This is a genomic window from Pseudomonas sp. p50(2008) (assembly GCF_015351605.1).
GTDB lineage: Bacteria > Pseudomonadota > Gammaproteobacteria > Pseudomonadales > Pseudomonadaceae > Aquipseudomonas.
In genome coordinates, this window is the sequence record NZ_JACMYF010000005.1 from 56820 (window position 1) to 72695 (window position 15876).

Below are 15876 nucleotides of genomic sequence, written 5' to 3' on the forward strand. Positions count from 1 at the left end.
ATGCAGACAGTCAAGAAGTCCTCTACACGCGCGTCGGTCGTCATCGTCGGTGGCGGCGTGACGGGTTTGAGCGCTGCCTGGTGGCTCGCTCGCGATGGCGTTGATGTGCTGGTCCTCGACGCCGGCCTGATTGGCTGGGGCGCTTCGGGCCGTAATGGCGGCGGGTGTTCCCATCACCACAGCCCGCTTTTCAGGGAGGAACAACGGCTCTGGCCGATGATGGACGAATTGCTCGGGTATCCGACCGAGTATCGCCCTGACCGCATCAGCATCGACCTCACTGAACACCAGGTGTCGATCGATAAAAAAGTCGTGGACGAAGCCGCTTACTACGGGTTGCGTGTCGACCTGCTGGACCCGCAACAGGTTCGCGAACTCGTGCCCTTTGCCGGCGACAACGTGCTGGCGGGCTTCTACTATCATTTCGGCGGCCACGCTAACCCGCACCGCACCTTGCAGGCGTACGCCTGGGCCGTGAAAAACCTGGGCGGCCGGGTGCTCGAACACACGCAAGTAGTGTCGATTGAACGCCAGGGCGACCGCGTGACAGGCGTACGCACGGCAGATGGCCTGATCACCTGCGACCAACTCGTGATTGCCGCAGGTCCGCACACCGGCGAGCTGGCCGCGCAGCTGGGCGTCAACATTCCGCTCGTCACTGCACGCGCCGAGATGGTGGTGACCGAACCGCTGCCGTTGCTCGACATCGGCGGTGTGGACGGCAACGGTCTGTATGGCCGGCAAACCCTGCGCGGCAACCTGGCCTATGGCGGCGGTCCACACGAGTGGGTCGACCTCGACGATGTGCGCGGCACCCGTGCGCATTCAACACCGCTGCAATGCAACATCGCCAAACGCCTTGCCGACCTGTTCCCCAAGGTCGCTCACAAACGCGTAATTCGCAGTTGGGCAGGGTTCATTGAAAACACCCCGGACGGCCGCCCCGTCATCGATCGTCCCGCTGCGCTGAATAACGTCACGGTCGCGACGATGTCCGGTGTCGGGTTCGGCTTGTCGCCGGCGAGCGGTCATGCCATACGCGATCTGGTCGTCGACGGGACGTGCAGTTTCACCGACCTGTCTACCTTTTCGCTCTCACGTTTTGCCGCCCTCGAGCCGGACTGGCAGGCCATCCAGGGATGGCTGCCGTTGCCCGCACACGGGGCGTAAAAAGTTTTCGAATCGATGCACGCAGTTGAACCGTTCTACTTGCACCCATCCTCCAGAAAGAAGGGCTCGATCATGAAACGAATAATGCGCAATTTGGCCTTGCTGGCCTCTATCGGCATGACGTTGTGTACCTTTGCTGCGCCCGCCAGTGCAACGGCGGAAACCTTGCGATTCGGTGTTGCCGCAGAACCCTATCCGCCGTTTCTGGTGAAGACACCCACCGGGCAATTCACCGGTTTCGAACCCGACTTGATCCGGGCGCTTTGCGAGCAGATGAAAGCCGAATGCGAGATCAAGGAAGTAGCCTGGGACGGGATTATTCCGGCGCTGCTTTCCAATAAGTTCGACGTGCTCTTCAACTCCATGGGGATCAGTCCGGAACGGCAGAAAGTCATCGCGTTCTCGCGTCCGTACTACGAGACCACAGGAATCTTCGTCGCCGCCAAGGACACCCAGCTGACGCTGACACCCGAAGGGCTGGCCGGTAAGTCCATCGGTGTGCAGGGCTCGACCACCAACGCCGAGTTCATCCAGACCGCCTACGGCAAAACATCGAACATCCGCATCTACACCACCCAGGATGACTGTAACGCCGACCTGCTGGCGGGGCGTATCGACGTCATGTTCCTCGACAAACTCGGCGACATCGCCTTTCTGGCCTCGGCAGACGGTGCCGGGTATGAGGAAAAAGGCACCGGCAGCGTGAAGATGGACCCGCTGCAATACGGTTTGGGCGTCGGGGCAGGCTTGCGCAAGGACGACACCGCACTCAAGGCGCGAATCGACGAAGCGTTAACGCAACTGCATGCGTCGGGCGAGTACACCAAAATCTCCGAAAAATACTTTCCGGTCGACCTCTGGCCGCAGTGAAAAAAAGGCAGAAAACGACCGCAACACAGCAACACCAACCCACCTCGTTTCCACTGACAAGAGAGCTGATAAATGAGTGTTTTTACCCACGTTACAGTCGGCACCAATGATCTGGAAAAAGCCCGCGGCTTCTACGACAACGTACTGGGCGAGCTTGGCCAGAAACGCATCGCCGACCTTGGGGACAACGGGTCCATCTGGGGCGAAAACGCACCGTCGTTCTTCGTGCTGAAACCGGCCAACGGCGCGCCGGCCAGCGTCGGCAATGGTGTTACTGTCAGCTTCGAGGCACAGACACGTGCCGCCATCGACGCCTTCCACGCCGCCGCACTGGCAGCTGGCGGTACCTGTGAAGGCTTGCCAGGGCCGCGTGGCTGGGCACCGAATGCCTACGCTGCGTATGCCCGTGATCTGGGCGGCAACAAACTGGCGGCCTATTGCTTTCAGCCTGCATAGACCGGGCAAGAGGCCAGCCCACATCGTCTGAACAACGACCGCTTCGCGTTCGAACGCAGCCTTCGGCAGCTGCTACACAGAGCCCGCGCCTTACGCTCCCTGTAGCAGCTGGCGCAGCCTGCGTTGGGGCGCGAAGCGGCCCTCGATTTTCAAGCGGACACCATAACGTCCGGACAGCGACCACTTCGGTCGAGCGCGACCCCGGAGCCAACGCAGCCTTCGGCAGCTGCTACACAGAGCCCGCGCCTTATGCTCCCTGTAGCAGCTGGCGCAGCCTGCGTTGGGGCGCGAAGCGGCCCTGTTTTTCAAGCGGACATCATCGAGTCCGGACAGCGACCGCTTCGCAGTCGGACGCAGCCTTCGGCAGCTGCTATACGAAACCCGCGCCTCCCGGCCATGCACCTCTGTTTATGATGAAAATCTGCCCGGCAGTTTTTCAAAAACACTCCCGCTCCATGCCTCTGTGCGACAAGCCTTATCCCTCTACGAAAATTAGTTTCACCTCATTTGAATATCGCTCCTCGAAATGTTTTATGAGTTTCGCAACCTGCTCGGCATGACCCTTCAGTCCTCTCGGTATCCCGATATTCATCCTCATTCATCGGGCGCGTGAAAGTGCGGGCTGCTGTGCCGTGGGCCTCAATAAAAACAATACTCAGGAGCACCGTATGTTCAACCGAGCCGTCCCCGCCGTTCTCTTACTGGCAACCAGTTCGATGTGCGCTCAGGCAGCCGACACCGCCACGCACGGCTTTCTGGAAGACAGCAAAGCCACACTGTCGATGCGTACCCTGTACTTCAACAGCGACAATCGCGATGGCAGCGCAGACCCGTCGAAAACCGAAGAAGCGGCACAAGGTTTTGTACTGCGCTATGAGTCAGGGTTTACGCAAGGCGCAGTAGGGTTCGGGCTCGATGCACAGGCACTGCTCGGGATTACGCTGGACAGTGGCGCTGGACGTCACGTCGGCAGTGGCATGATTCCGAGCGACGGCGACGGTGCTGCCGCCTCGTGGAGCAGTTTCGGCCCGACGGCGAAAATGCGTGTGGCGAAAACAGAATTTCGCTACGGCACGTTGCTACCCAAATTGCCGATTCTGTTGGCCAACGATGCCAGGGTATTGCCGCAGTCGTTCACCGGTGCGCAGATCACCTCCAACGACATCGACGGGTTGACCCTGACCAGCGGAGTACTCGAGCACGCAGTCGGCCGCGCCTCGACAGAACGTACGGGCCTGTCGGTTGCCGGCAGCACGCGGGACAGCAACAAGTTCTACTACGCCGGAGGCGACTACAACGTCACCCGTGACCTCAAGGCGCAGTATTACTTTGCGCAGCTGGAGGACTTCTATGACCAGCATTTCCTGGGCCTGACTCACGTTTTGCCCATCGACAGCAAAAGTGCACTCACCACCGACCTGCGCTATTTCCGCACCACCTCAAGTGGTGCGAACAGTTCGGCGGCTGGCCGCGCGCAGGGCTATCGCGTATCGGGTTACACCGACGATGACAACGGCGAAATCGATAACAGCACCTGGGCTGCAATGGTCACCTACACGAACGGCGGCCACGCGGTGACGGTGGGGCATCAGCAGGTGAGTGACGGCAGTAACTTTGTCCAGCCCAACCAGGGAAGCCTGACGGACAAAGGGGCGGGCGGCGGCAGCGTCTACCTGCCCACCGATCGGATGATCCAGAGCTTTGCCCGCGCAGGAGAGCAGACCCATTTCGGTCAGTACACCTATGACTTCGCGCTGTTGGGCGTACCGGGGTTGAAAGCGTCGATCGTGTACCTGAAGGGCACCGACATCAAAGCCCGCAACGTAAGTGATCAGTCTGAGTGGGAGCGGGATATGACGCTGGATTACGTACTTCAATCCGGCGCGCTGAAGGGGGTTGGATTCTCGGTGCGAAATGGCAAATCGAACACCGACGCCGGCCGGAACGTCGAACAGAATCGTTTTATCGTGAACTACACGCTGTCGCTGTTGTAGCCGCTGAAGAACCCTGATCCCGGTGCATCAGGAAAATACTTATCGGCTGTGAGGGCGCCATCGCCGGCAAGCCAGCTCCCACAGTTTGATCCGGGTACATCAGGAAAATATCGATCGGCTATGAGGCCGTCATCGTCGGAACGCCGCCCGGACCAAGCTCGGCTCCCACAGGTAAACGCGTGCGCTTCGAAAGTCAGGTCGGCTGGCAGGCCGCCTCGCTTCTGCTTTTGATCTGCTTTTGATCTTCTTGCCCCATCGGAAGGCCGAGCGCAGGTTCTGCGCAGTGGGCAACCCGGCATGGATGCCGGGTTAGCCGCGCACGGCCATGGATGGCCGATCGCGGCGGGCCCACGGAGCAGGACCGGAGTGAGGGTATGCCGAGCCCAGGCGAGGCACCGTACGAAAGGGGCAAGAGCGCTTGGTTACTTGGCGCTTTTCCAAGTGACTCGCCGTAAGGGCGAAACCAATAGCCGCCGTAACCGCAGTAATGGATATGTACACCGTCAAGAATTTCACCGCCGATCAGGCCGCCATCGCTGGCAAGCCAGCTCCCACCGTTTGATCGAAACGGCACGGTGAGAGCGGCGGGGCGAGGATTCACCGGATTACAAAAACGCTCAGCAACTACACCCTACAAAGCCGGCGTACGAGGCGGGATCAACCGTTTCGACCCCGTCGCTTCAAACGCCGAAGCCAACCGCAGCAGCGACGAATCGTCATACGCCCGGCCGGCAAATGTCAGACCAACCGGCATACCGATGTCCTGCATCACGCCCATCGGTACGGTGACCGTTGGAACGCCCAAATGCCGAATGGCCAGGTTTCCGTTGGCCACCCAGACACCATTACTCCACGCAATATCCGCAGCCGCCGGATCGACATCGGCATTCGCCGGCGCCACATCGGCGACTGTCGGGAACAGCACCGCATCGAGCCCCAGGCGATCCATCCAGTCCTCAAGATCGATGCGACGAGTCTGCTCGAGCCCACGCAAGCCATCGGGCACGGTCGTGATCTCGTTCCACGGCGTGATCCCACGCTCGGCCATCCGCACGTACTCGTCCATGCCGGCCACGAGGTCGCCTTCGCGATTAGGCAGCGTCCCTGGGTCATGGGGGAAAATCAGCGCGCCGTCGACATCGACCAGACGGTTCAACTTCGGATCGCCATTGGCCTGCAGGAAATCATCAAAAGCCCAGGCCGTCAGGTCCCACAACTCGTGATGCAGAAACTCCTTGGACACCAGGCCACGGGTGAACACCGTCGGTGCACCGGGACGATCACCCTCGCAGTTGGACACGAGCGGGAAATCCACCTCGACCACTTCGGCACCTGCGGCTTCAAGCGCCTTGCGCGCTGCTTGCCAAAGGGCAATCACCGAATCTCGAGTGATAATGCGCTGGCCGGTTGGTCCGCCGATCCCTGGTGACTCAGCGGTGCCCGCCTCGGAATCTGCATTGATGTACATGCGAGGGACGCCCAGGCGTTTGCCGGCGAGTGCATCCGGCTTTGCGGCCAGTGCTTGATAAGACGCCGGACGAACCGAGGCAACGCTCGGAATCGGCACCCACGGTTGCATCCGCCACAGGTCGCCTCGGGTGTCGGGGTCTTCCGCCACCACCACGTCGAGCACCTCGAGCAGGTCGGCCATGGTTCTTGCAAACGGCACCACCACGTCCATGGTCGGCGTCAACGGCCAGTTGCCGCGCACCGAAATCACCCCGCGCGACGGCGTATAGGCGCACAAGCCATTGTTCGAAGCCGGACCGCGTCCACTCGACCAGGTTTCTTCCGCCAGCCCGAATGCCGCGAAGCTGGCGGCCGTCGACGTACCGGCACCGTTCGACGAACCCGAGGCAAACGGGGCGGTGAGGTAGTCAGCGTTGTAAGGGCTTTCTGCACGGCCATACACCCCGCGCTGCATGCCGCCATTCGCCATCGGCGGCATGTTGGTCTTGCCCAGGCAGATCGCCCCGGCGGCGCGCAGCCGTTCAACAGTGAACGCGTCGCGATAAGCCACAAGGTCGACGAATGCCGGACTGCCAGAGGCGGCGGTGAGCCCCTTCACCAGATAACTGTCCTTGGCCGTGTAGGGAATGCCATCCAGCGGCCCCAGCGTCTGACCTTTGCGGCGACGGTCATCTGACGCCTGCGCCTCGGCCAGTGCCTCGGTATTGCGCACTACCACGGAATTCAGCGCGGTAGGGGTGTCCGTGCCGTCGTAGGCGTCAATGCGCGCCAGATAGGCCTGCACCAGCTCGACCGCCGTGGTCTGGCCGGATTCGAGCGCTGCGCGCAGTTGGGCAATGGACACTTCGGTGACTTCGATCAAAGGGGTTCTCATATCGGCTCTCGTAGCACTGCGTACCCGACAGGGTTTGTGCGTTCTATTTTGCATCAGGCGGGCAGCTTAGCTAAATCTCTGCGTGTACAGCCAGCGAACCTGCGCCTGTCACGGTCCGAGGTGATGGGCGTTCAGGTTCAACAACCGCTCAAGTTGCTGATGTTCCCAGCCACTCAACAACGCAACCGGATCGGTGCCGTAACGTTGCCAGGCGTCGAGCGTCGCGACTCGCCCGTCCGCTGTCGTGCATTCTTCGCACTGACGCAGACAGGTGTCCTGAATGAACAGCCTGAGCTGCCAGCCGTCGATGTCGACCGATCGATGATCAGTGTCGTAGCGAACAACACGAAGCGCACGCGTACCCATCGCTGCATCTTTGAGCACCTGGTACACCTCGCGCGCGGTGATCGCCGGTGCTCGATCCTTCTGTGTCATGGCGTGTTCTTCCAAGTAAAATCTGCGGCGGCACTAGCTGCTCTTGCCATGCGCAGCGGCTGCCAGTTGCCCGGTATCGACGCGAACAAAAACCGAATCGCCGACGGCGGTCAGGACACCGTCGGCATACACCTCGCAGATCACCCGGCTCTTGCGGCCGACCTCACCCTCGACCCTTGCGCGCAGGGTCAGCGGGACACCCATCGGGGTGGGTTTGATGAACTTGATACCCAGGTTGCCCGTGACGCAGTCGATACGAGGAAGGCTCGAGGCTGCCCGGCCTTCGGCGCGGTAGTGATAGGCCATGGCAGTCCAGTTTGAATGGCAGTCGACCAGCATGGCGATGAGTCCGCCGTACACCAGGTCCGGCCAGCCGCAGTACTTGGCATCCGGCAGGTGATCGGCCATGACGTGCACGCCGTCTTCGTGCCAGAAACTTTCGATGTGCAGGCCATGGGGGTTCTTGCCGCCGCAGCCGTAGCAGACGCCATCTGGCGCGGCGGAGTTTTGCAGTGAATTGTCGAGCATGGGAGATACCTTGGTGTGCTTTCGCCAAGCGTATCGGATTTCGAGCAGACCCGCCCAGTGGCAGCAGAAGTCGAGCCTGGCCCGGGTGGTGTTCCTCAGATGGAGGTGTGTCAGGCAACTTCGATGTTGAATGTGCTACCGCTATCGCGAGCAGGCTCACTCCTACAGAGGATCGGCGGTGGACATGAATCTTATGTCCACCGCCGATCCAATGTGGGAGCTGGCTTGCCAGCGATGGGGCCGTGTCAGTCGACATCGATGATGATGCAGGGCCATCTTCTCAAGCCCGCGCCGCGTCCGTAACCACCGGACGTCCCGGTTTGCGCAGCGGGTCCAGGCGCGATCCGGTGTACCGGGTTTCGCGGAAGAAGCGCCAGCGCCCGAACAAACCGTAAACGTGAGTGACGCGCCCTTGCTCGTGATAGCCCATGCGAATGTGCAGTTTCAGCGCCGGAATATTGTGCGTTTCACACACATCCACCACCTTGTCACAGCCCTGAGCCGCCATCGCGTTCCAGAGGTTGATCTGCGCATCCACCGACAGGCTGGTGCCGAAATAGGCGCGGGTCATTTCGCCGCCGAATTCAAAAAACTCGCCGGGTTTCACCGGAAACCAGCAGCCGTAATAGTGGCGGTCGTGGTAATCGACCTTGCTGCCCCAGATGAACGCAATCGCGTTGTCATCGGCATCCAGGTACATCTGCCCGGTGTGACCTTCGGCCGCGAGTTCGGCCATGGTCTCGACGCGGTCGCCGAAGTGCTTGCTGAAGGCGATGGCGTTTTCCGGGGTGATGCTCACCATGCGCAACCCGGAGTAGGGGCGCAACTTGTGCGGTGCCACCGGGCTCACGAGGTCGCGCTCCATCCACAACAGCTCCCAGTGAAAGAACACATAGCGTTTCCACAACGTGCCAAATGTACGGCCCAAACCTTTTTGTTTTATACGATCACGGAGTTTGTGAATGACAGTCATAGAGCCCTTCTTGGCCTGAGCCAGGATCATGTGGATGACGCTTTAATTGGGTATAGATCAACGGTGAAAATTAATAGCAAAACGCCATTTTTGAATGTGTTACTAAATATGTTTCATTGCTCGAGTGCCGTCACGACGCCAGGCGATACGGCGCTTAGCGCGGCGTAGGAAATTCGTGGAACGCCGCGCAAACGCTGCTCCAGCACCTGTGTCAGTGACTCGCCAGGAAGCAGATAAGCGTCGCCAAAATCCGCGCCAATCTTGTTCGGGTGCGCGACGATCTCCAGCACCCCCTCGGTCGGCATTGCATCGTTGCGCAGGTCCACCGGGGTGCAGACGAAATCCGCAGTAGTGCCCGCCAGACGTTGCAGGCGGCTGTTGAGCAACCCCTTGAACACACGTTTGGGCAGGCTGAGGTTCTGCCCCAGGTTTCGCGCCAGGCGCACGGGGACTCCCTGGCGGGCGGCGAAGCGCGCGACGATCTCGCCGATGGGCCAGATGTTGTGCACGTGTTGATGAGAATCCAGGTGGCTGGGACGCACGTCGTTGTCCAGGCAGCGTTGCCATTGCGCCTCAAGCTCCTCCAGTACCGCCTCCCGATCCTCGCGGCTGAGCCAGAGGCGGTGGCGGGTCAGGTTGAGGTCGAACACCCCCGCGGTGTCGCAGAAATTGGGGCGAGACAGAATGCGCTGACTCAACGGCCGGCCGTAGGTGAGGTTGAAGTGCAACCCGATCCGGCCTGACAGCAGTGGATGCTGGGCCATGACGCACGCGGCTTCGAACGCCGGCATGTTGGCCATGGCCGTAGCCGAGCTGATCACCCCCGCCTGAAAGGCACCGAGGATGACCGCGTTTTCATTTGCACTGAGGCCGAAATCGTCAGCGTTGACTATGACTTGGCGAGGCATGTTCGCTCTCCATGGCTGATTCTTTTTTCAGGTTGGCTTGCTTTGAAGCAGGCGCCACCACGGGCGCAGGCGCCGCAACGGGTTTGGCGGCCTTCGCGGCACGCCAGGCCTTGTAGCGTTGCAGTAAAGGTTTGACCCATTGCCAGACCCGCAGGGCCAACCCCAAGGCAATCCCGTCGGGACGCCAGGAATAGAAACTCCAGCGCCAGTGTTCCAGCTGCCCGGTCATGCGCTCGTGGAGTTGATGACTGGAATTTTCCAGGCTGACCCGCGATGCATCGATCCAGCGCCAGTTGTCGTCCAGGCCCCAGCGTATCCATTCATCGAGCAATACCCGACCGCTGCCAAGGTCAGCGTATTGCGGCAGGAATGCCAGGTTGTAGTCGTACAGGCGACCTTGTTCCAGTAACCCTAGTCGATAGCTGATGCACCGTCCTTCCAGTTCCAGCACCACGACGCGCACCAGGCCTTGGGCGGCGAGGGCGGTAAAGGCGCGGTCCATCCATTGGCGGTGGCGCTCGTCGGCAAAGATCCCGACGCCTTCATCGCCTTTCCAGCTCACCGCTTCGACTTCGCTGATGGCCTGCAGCAAGGGTCCCATGGTCGAGGCGTCAGGCGTGATCCGCCGGACTTCGGCGCCAATCGCGGCGATGCGTTTACGCGCACGGCGCAATTTATAGCGCGGATCACCAGACACTTCCTGGCGGTCAGCCTCGCTGATCAGGTGCACCGGCACACGACAACTCAACCGTCGCTCACCCATCGAACTGTGGGCCGTCCAGCCCGTCAGCGCGCTTTCGCCGTCGGTCGGGTCGGACAACTCATTGAGTTGCAGCAAGGCGTGGGGCAGCTGTCGACGAATCTCCACCAGCGCCCGCTGAATACTGTCCCTGTCGGTTCGGGCGAGCAGGGCCAGCCGGTCGGCGAGGGGATAGCCCAGGTGATGCAAGACCCGAAATGGCAGCCGGCCAAAACGCTCGACGGACGCCACCAACGGCAGGCATAAAACCAGCTCGTCACCTTCCCAGCCGAGCAGCACGTGCAAGCGCTCCCCGGACGTCAATGCCCGTTCAGACGCGGCCATCCAGGCTAGCGTGTTAAACGGCGTGTGGTCCGTCACCCGCAGACGCAGCGCTTCATAAGCCGCTGCCGGGAAGTCATCGGCGCACAGCGAGGTGCGCCATTCGAATCGTGCCGCCATAGGTTCAGGTCGCCGATGCTGTAACAGGTTCACGGGTAGGTTTGCGCAAGGGATCCAGGCGCGAATTGCTGTAACGGGTTTCGCGGTAGAAACGCCAGCCGAACAGGCTGTAGACGTTCATGATCCGCCCTTGCTCTTTGTAGCCCATGCGAATGTGCAGCTTGAGGGCCGGGATGTTGTGTGATTCGCAGACATCCACCACTTTGTTGCAGCCCTGATCCGCCATGGCTTTCCACAGGTTCAGCTGGATATCGACTGACAACATCGTGCCCCAGTACGCCCGGATCTGTTCGCCGCCAAACTCGAAAAATTCACCGGCCTTCACCGGGAACCGGCAACCGTAATAGTGGCGGTCGTGGTAATCGCGTTTGCTGCCCCAAATGAAAGCCACCGCATCACCTTTGCCGTCCAGGTACATGTGCCCGGTGTGACCTTCGTTGGCGAGTTCGGCCATGGTGGCGACGCGGTCGCCGAAGTGTCTGGTGAACGCGACAGCGTTTTGCGCAGTGATGGTTTCCAGTTGCAGCGGTGGATAAGGCCGCAGCTTGTGCGCAGTCACGGGGCTGACCAGATCGCGCTCCATCCAGATCAGTTCTTCGTGGAAAAACACGTAGTGCTTCCACACTTTCTGGACGGTGGCGCGCAGGCCTTTTTGTTTGAGGTGCACGCGGAGTCTTTTCAGAACATTCATGGTTTTGCCTCCTGGCGGGTTTGCCCGTGAGTGGAGTAATGCGGGGCGCGACGTGGCGTCTGCGCGGCAAAAAATTCAATGACGCTCATGTGGCAGTCCAGCTCAGGGCGAACAGGGTTTCCCCTGGCAGATCGAAGCTGACACTGCCGTCCTTGCAACTGAAAGGCGCGTCGCGGCTGCGATTATCCGCGCCGAAGTAACGCAATGAGCCTTTGCTTAATGGGCACCCCGCACCACTCAGGTTTACCCGCTGCAGGCGCGTGCCTTTGTTCACGCCAAACAGACAGTGTTGCAAATCGGTGGACATGGCGAGGACATCGACTTCAAAGGCGTCGTTCTCCAGGCGCACCACGTCTTGTAGCCAATATTTCTGGATGAATTGCTGAGCGAAGCCCACGGGTTTGAGTTCGTAGCGATCATCATCGAGCTGGCGCAGCATGCCCTTGCGGTGATCCGATTCGTCATCGGCCTGAAACCAGTTGAGCATGTCGAGCAAGCCGTCCTGGGACGAGTTGATGGCCACCGAAGCCCACCATAACGACGCGTAATGGGTTTCCTGCTCGTAGGGGCTGAGGGTTGGACCGCTGGATATGTTGGTCTGGTCCAGCAGCAAGGCTTTACGTGGCCGACCCTGCGCATCGAGCCCGACGAGATCGGCGGCGCGGCGCACGTTGTCGCGATAGACGCGAGTGGCCAACAGGTCGCGGATCATCCATTCGTGCCAGGCCAGGGCATCGATGCTGTCGCCCGACTCCGCGAGCAGACGCCGCGCCCAGTCGATGCCGCGCTTGTCGGTGGCGTTGTCGGCGAACGGGCCGTTGACCAAACGTGTGCTGGCGGGCATGGCGATGCGCACACCGGCCTTGAAGTTGTCGGGATTGCTGCGCACTTGCCGGGCCATGCTGCTGAAGAGGCGTTGATAGCTGGCGTAGTCCGGGTAGTTGAGGTTCGGCTCATCGGCAAAACCGATGTAATGCGTACCCTCGCCACCCAGGGCGCGGGTGGCGGCCAGCCAAGCCTCGAGGCCGGCGTTGCTGGTGGCGTCAGCTTGCAGATCGGCCTTGCGCTGGCTGCCGGCCAGCAGGGTGATGTCCTGTTTGATGCCTAAACGATCCTGGTACAGCCGACGGAACGCATCTTCGTAGTGCGGCCGGGACGCCATGATGTCGACCACGCTGTAGTAACTCGCGGCCCGTGGGTTGAGCGATTTGAGCAAGGCTAACGGGTTGGCCGGCGGTAGCGCATAGGGCAAGGCCATGCCCAGATTCGCGGCCTTGCCGAGGATTTCCTTGTGCAGCATCAACCGGGTCTGGCCAGGATCTTCGCGCAACGGTTTGAGCTGGCGCGGGTTCTGCGCGAACAGGTTGGCCGTGCCGTCGAGCCAGAACGCCGCTTTACCGCTGCCTCTCAGGCGCAGGCGCCAGACCTGATCGGTCGAGGCCACCGGCAACTCGACCTGGTCAAACTCCCAGTACGCCGGGTAGGACTTTAGCGCCAGCGACAGCTGTTTACCGTCACCCACCCGTTGCGCCTGTAAGGCGCCGACCCCGCCATGGAACTTGCCCGCCAGTACTGCGCGTTCGCCTGCTGCAACTTTGAAAAACAGTTCGTCGCCGTCGCGGGTTTCGGCGCTGAAATGTACTTTGGCAGGCGCGAACAGCGCCACCGTATGATCGTCATGTTCAACCGTGTAACGGCGAAAGCTGTACCCCGGCACTTCCAGCCGATAGCTGGCGGCGCTCGGCGCCAGCGGCCAGCTTTGACTGCCCCGGGATTCGCTGGCGGCGATCAGTCGTTCTGCCTGCAACTTGCCCTGTCCATCGAGCAGATAGAGGTGTTCTTCGTTGGCGTCCGCCTGCCATGCCGGTACCCACTGCACCGTCACGGTGTCGGGGCGATCCGGTTGCAGGTAAAGGCTGCCGTCGCGGATGTCCGCCCAACGCATGGGCGCAGCCTCGGCGCTCAGACCAAGGCCCAGACTCAACAGCAGTAACAGACGCTTCATGCCGACTTCCGTTGCAGCATTTGCAGCATGGGGGCCACGTCGCTGGGCAGGATGATCAGGGTTTGCCAGATCGACACATGGCTCAACCGGCAATACATCACCAGCAGCGCAATGGTCACGGCTACATACGCAATGGACGAAGCCGCCGCCGCGCCGACGATGCCGTAGGCAGGAATCAGCACCAGGTTGAGTGCCAGGTTGAGCAGGGCACTGAGGCCCATCATCAGCGAAATCGTCCCCGGGCGATTCTTGCCCAGCAGGTCCAGGCGCAGGATGCTTGCGTAGCACAGGCCAAGCAGCCCCGGCAGCAGGGCCAACAGCGCTGGATAGGCGGGCTGATACGCCACGCCGAACAAGGTCACGATCAGCCATTCACCGATCAACGCCATGGTCAGGCAGGCGCCGATCATCACCGTGGCGGTCAGGCGCAGCGCCAAGGGGGTGAGTTTTTCGATGCCTTTTTCCTGTTGCAGCAGGCGTTTCATCAGCGGCGTGGTCACGGCTTCCGGAACGATCAGCAGCAACTCGGCGGCCGCACTGGCCATGGCGTAATGACCCAGTGCCGTACTGCCGAGCAGGGCGCCGATGAACAGGTAGTCGGAGCGCAGGATCACTTGCTGGAACAACAGATCCGGATGGCTGCGCGCGCTGTAGCGCAGCAGTTCGTTCTGGCTCGCGCGGTCCCATTGCAGGGTCAGCGGCTGCGAGCGTTTGAGCCAGACCCAACCGGCCAGAACCACCAGGCTGATGCCCGCCAGCCAACTGATCAACGCCGCTTCCAGGGCTGAGCTTTTCCACATCCAGAACAGCGCCAGGAACAGCAGCAACGGCGCGAACGATTCGAGCAAGCGCAACGCGTTGAACGCCACCACGCCGCCGGAGGCGTTGTGCAAGGTCAGCAAACCGCTCTTGAGCACGGTCAGCGGCACCGCCAGCAACAGCAACCAGGCGAGCAGCCCCAACTGTGTGGTGATGTCCAGTTCAGTGCCGAACTCACGGGTCAACGCCACCACCAACAAGGTCAGCATCGCCGCGAGCAGACAGCCGAACACCAGCACCTGGCTCAACAACAAACCCATGGGACGTTGCTTGGCCGCCTGGAAACCGATAGCCGAATTCAGCCCGCCGCTGGTGGCGGCACTGATCAGGTCGGGCAGGGTGCTGAGCAGTGCGAACAGGCCGCGTTCACTCGGTCCGAGAATTCGCGCCAGCAGCACGTTGCGCATCAGTCGCAAGGCGATCATCGCCAGCTTGGTGCCCATGCTCAGCGCCAGGTGTTTAAGGTAATCACTACGACTCATGAGCGAGCCCCGCGGTAGATGCGCCAGGACAGTAATTCCGGATTACGCGCCACCCGCTGGCTGACGCCGAAACGGGGCAGCGCCAACGGGTCTTCGATCCCCCGATAAATCCCGGTGCCGGTGCCCAGGGCAAACGGAAAATCATGGTCGGCGACCTGCTGCCGTACCCGCGCATCGTTGTCGCCATTGGGGTAGCAGTAGACGGGCAGCGGCCGGTTGCAACCGTTGAGCAACGCGTCGCGACTGCGCCTCAGTTCGGCTGACAGGGTGTGATCGTCGAGACCGGTAAGTATCGCGTGACTGGCGCCATGGGGCCCGAAGCGCACCAGGCCCGAGGCTTCCAGGTTGCGCACTTGCTGCCAGTCCAGCGCTTGCGGCAGCGAATCATGCGGGCACTCATCGGTCAGGTGATTCAGGTCGTCGGGCGACAGGGTTTTCAGGCTCTGGAGAAAATGCGCCAGTGCGAGGCTGCGGCGTTGTTCGTCCACATTCTCGAACGCGGCCGGCAGGGGGCGGCCCAGTTGCTGCAAGCATTGGCTCAGGTGCATCCGCGGGGCTTCACCATGGCTGCCCCAGAGGGTTTCACCAATGCTTTCCCACCAGAACCGCTGGCGACTGCCGATGAAGTCGCTGGACAGAAAAATACTCGCTGGCACCTGATGCTTTTGCAGTAATGGAAAGGCATTCACGGCGTTATCGCGCCAGCCGTCATCGAAAGTCAGCGTGACTTTGGGGCGCGACGATTTCAACGAGGTCGGCTGCAGGATGTCCATCAACGGCACGCAGTCGAAGTGTTTTCTGAGCCACACCAACAAGTGTTCGAACGCCTTGGGCCCCACGCACAGTTCATTGCGATGGGGCAGGTCGGCGGCGCGGTCATCGGCCAGCACCCGGTGCAGCATCAGGATGACCCCGGCGCCGTGCAGTTGATTACGCCCCACCGGCGAATTGAGGTACAGCCAACCACTGGTGCGCTTGAACAATTGCTTGATCGCCATGG

Annotated in this window: 14 protein-coding genes; 4 read left to right on the forward strand and 10 right to left on the reverse strand. The window is 61.1% G+C overall.

Annotation, left to right across the window (positions count from 1 at the left end; all coding sequences use genetic code 11):
* From H7698_RS15015 to H7698_RS15030, 4 genes are all read left to right on the forward strand, one after another.
* On the forward strand, positions 1–1170 hold the full coding sequence (locus H7698_RS15015) for an NAD(P)/FAD-dependent oxidoreductase (RefSeq protein ID WP_194691917.1): 1170 nt from the start codon (positions 1–3) through the stop codon (positions 1168–1170).
* An 84-nt stretch (positions 1171–1254) separates the two neighbouring features.
* Complete coding sequence (locus H7698_RS15020; RefSeq protein ID WP_235992877.1) at positions 1255–2040, forward strand: transporter substrate-binding domain-containing protein; 786 nt, start codon at positions 1255–1257, stop codon at positions 2038–2040.
* Between the two features lie 72 nt (positions 2041–2112).
* The gene (locus tag H7698_RS15025) at positions 2113–2496 is read left to right on the forward strand and encodes a VOC family protein (RefSeq protein ID WP_194691919.1); all 384 of its coding nucleotides are present in this window, start codon (positions 2113–2115) and stop codon (positions 2494–2496) included.
* A gap of 668 nt (positions 2497–3164) precedes the next feature.
* Entirely contained in the window at positions 3165–4490 is a 1326-nt protein-coding gene (locus H7698_RS15030) for an OprD family porin (RefSeq protein ID WP_194691920.1), read from the forward strand.
* Positions 4491–5121: 631 nt separating this feature from the next.
* Here H7698_RS15030 and H7698_RS15035 read toward each other — a convergent pair.
* The 10 genes from H7698_RS15035 to H7698_RS15080 all read right to left on the reverse strand — a co-directional run bounded on the left by H7698_RS15035 (position 5122) and on the right by H7698_RS15080 (position 15874).
* Entirely contained in the window at positions 5122–6822 is a 1701-nt protein-coding gene (locus H7698_RS15035) for an amidase (RefSeq protein WP_194692224.1), read from the reverse strand.
* A 120-nt stretch (positions 6823–6942) separates the two neighbouring features.
* Complete coding sequence (locus H7698_RS15040) at positions 6943–7269, reverse strand: DUF7693 family protein (RefSeq protein WP_194691921.1); 327 nt, start codon at positions 7267–7269, stop codon at positions 6943–6945.
* Between the two features lie 33 nt (positions 7270–7302).
* Complete coding sequence (locus tag H7698_RS15045; protein ID WP_162439021.1) at positions 7303–7797, reverse strand: PaaI family thioesterase; 495 nt, start codon at positions 7795–7797, stop codon at positions 7303–7305.
* A 280-nt stretch (positions 7798–8077) separates the two neighbouring features.
* Positions 8078–8770, reverse strand: a complete 693-nt coding sequence (locus tag H7698_RS15050; protein ID WP_194691922.1) for an N-acetyltransferase — start codon at positions 8768–8770, stop codon at positions 8078–8080.
* A 113-nt stretch (positions 8771–8883) separates the two neighbouring features.
* Positions 8884–9678, reverse strand: coding sequence for a ChbG/HpnK family deacetylase (locus H7698_RS15055; protein WP_194691923.1), 795 nt, complete (start codon positions 9676–9678; stop codon positions 8884–8886).
* Positions 9650–10879 carry a GNAT family N-acetyltransferase gene (locus tag H7698_RS15060; RefSeq protein WP_194691924.1) on the reverse strand — a complete coding sequence of 410 codons (1230 nt, stop codon included), beginning with the start codon at positions 10877–10879 and terminating at the stop codon, positions 9650–9652. The genes H7698_RS15055 and H7698_RS15060 overlap by 29 nt, the downstream gene beginning before the upstream one ends.
* A 4-nt stretch (positions 10880–10883) precedes the next feature.
* A complete protein-coding gene (locus tag H7698_RS15065; protein ID WP_194691925.1) occupies positions 10884–11570 on the reverse strand; it encodes an N-acetyltransferase in 687 nt (228 codons plus the stop codon).
* A gap of 85 nt (positions 11571–11655) precedes the next feature.
* Positions 11656–13575, reverse strand: coding sequence for a hypothetical protein (locus H7698_RS15070; protein ID WP_194691926.1), 1920 nt, complete (start codon positions 13573–13575; stop codon positions 11656–11658).
* Positions 13572–14876: an oligosaccharide flippase family protein gene (locus H7698_RS15075; protein WP_194691927.1), complete on the reverse strand. Its 1305-nt coding sequence runs from the start codon at positions 14874–14876 to the stop codon at positions 13572–13574. Before H7698_RS15075 ends, H7698_RS15070 begins: the two co-directional genes overlap by 4 nt.
* Complete coding sequence (locus tag H7698_RS15080) at positions 14873–15874, reverse strand: polysaccharide deacetylase family protein (RefSeq protein WP_194691928.1); 1002 nt, start codon at positions 15872–15874, stop codon at positions 14873–14875. Before H7698_RS15080 ends, H7698_RS15075 begins: the two co-directional genes overlap by 4 nt.
* Positions 15875–15876 lie beyond the last annotated feature (2 nt).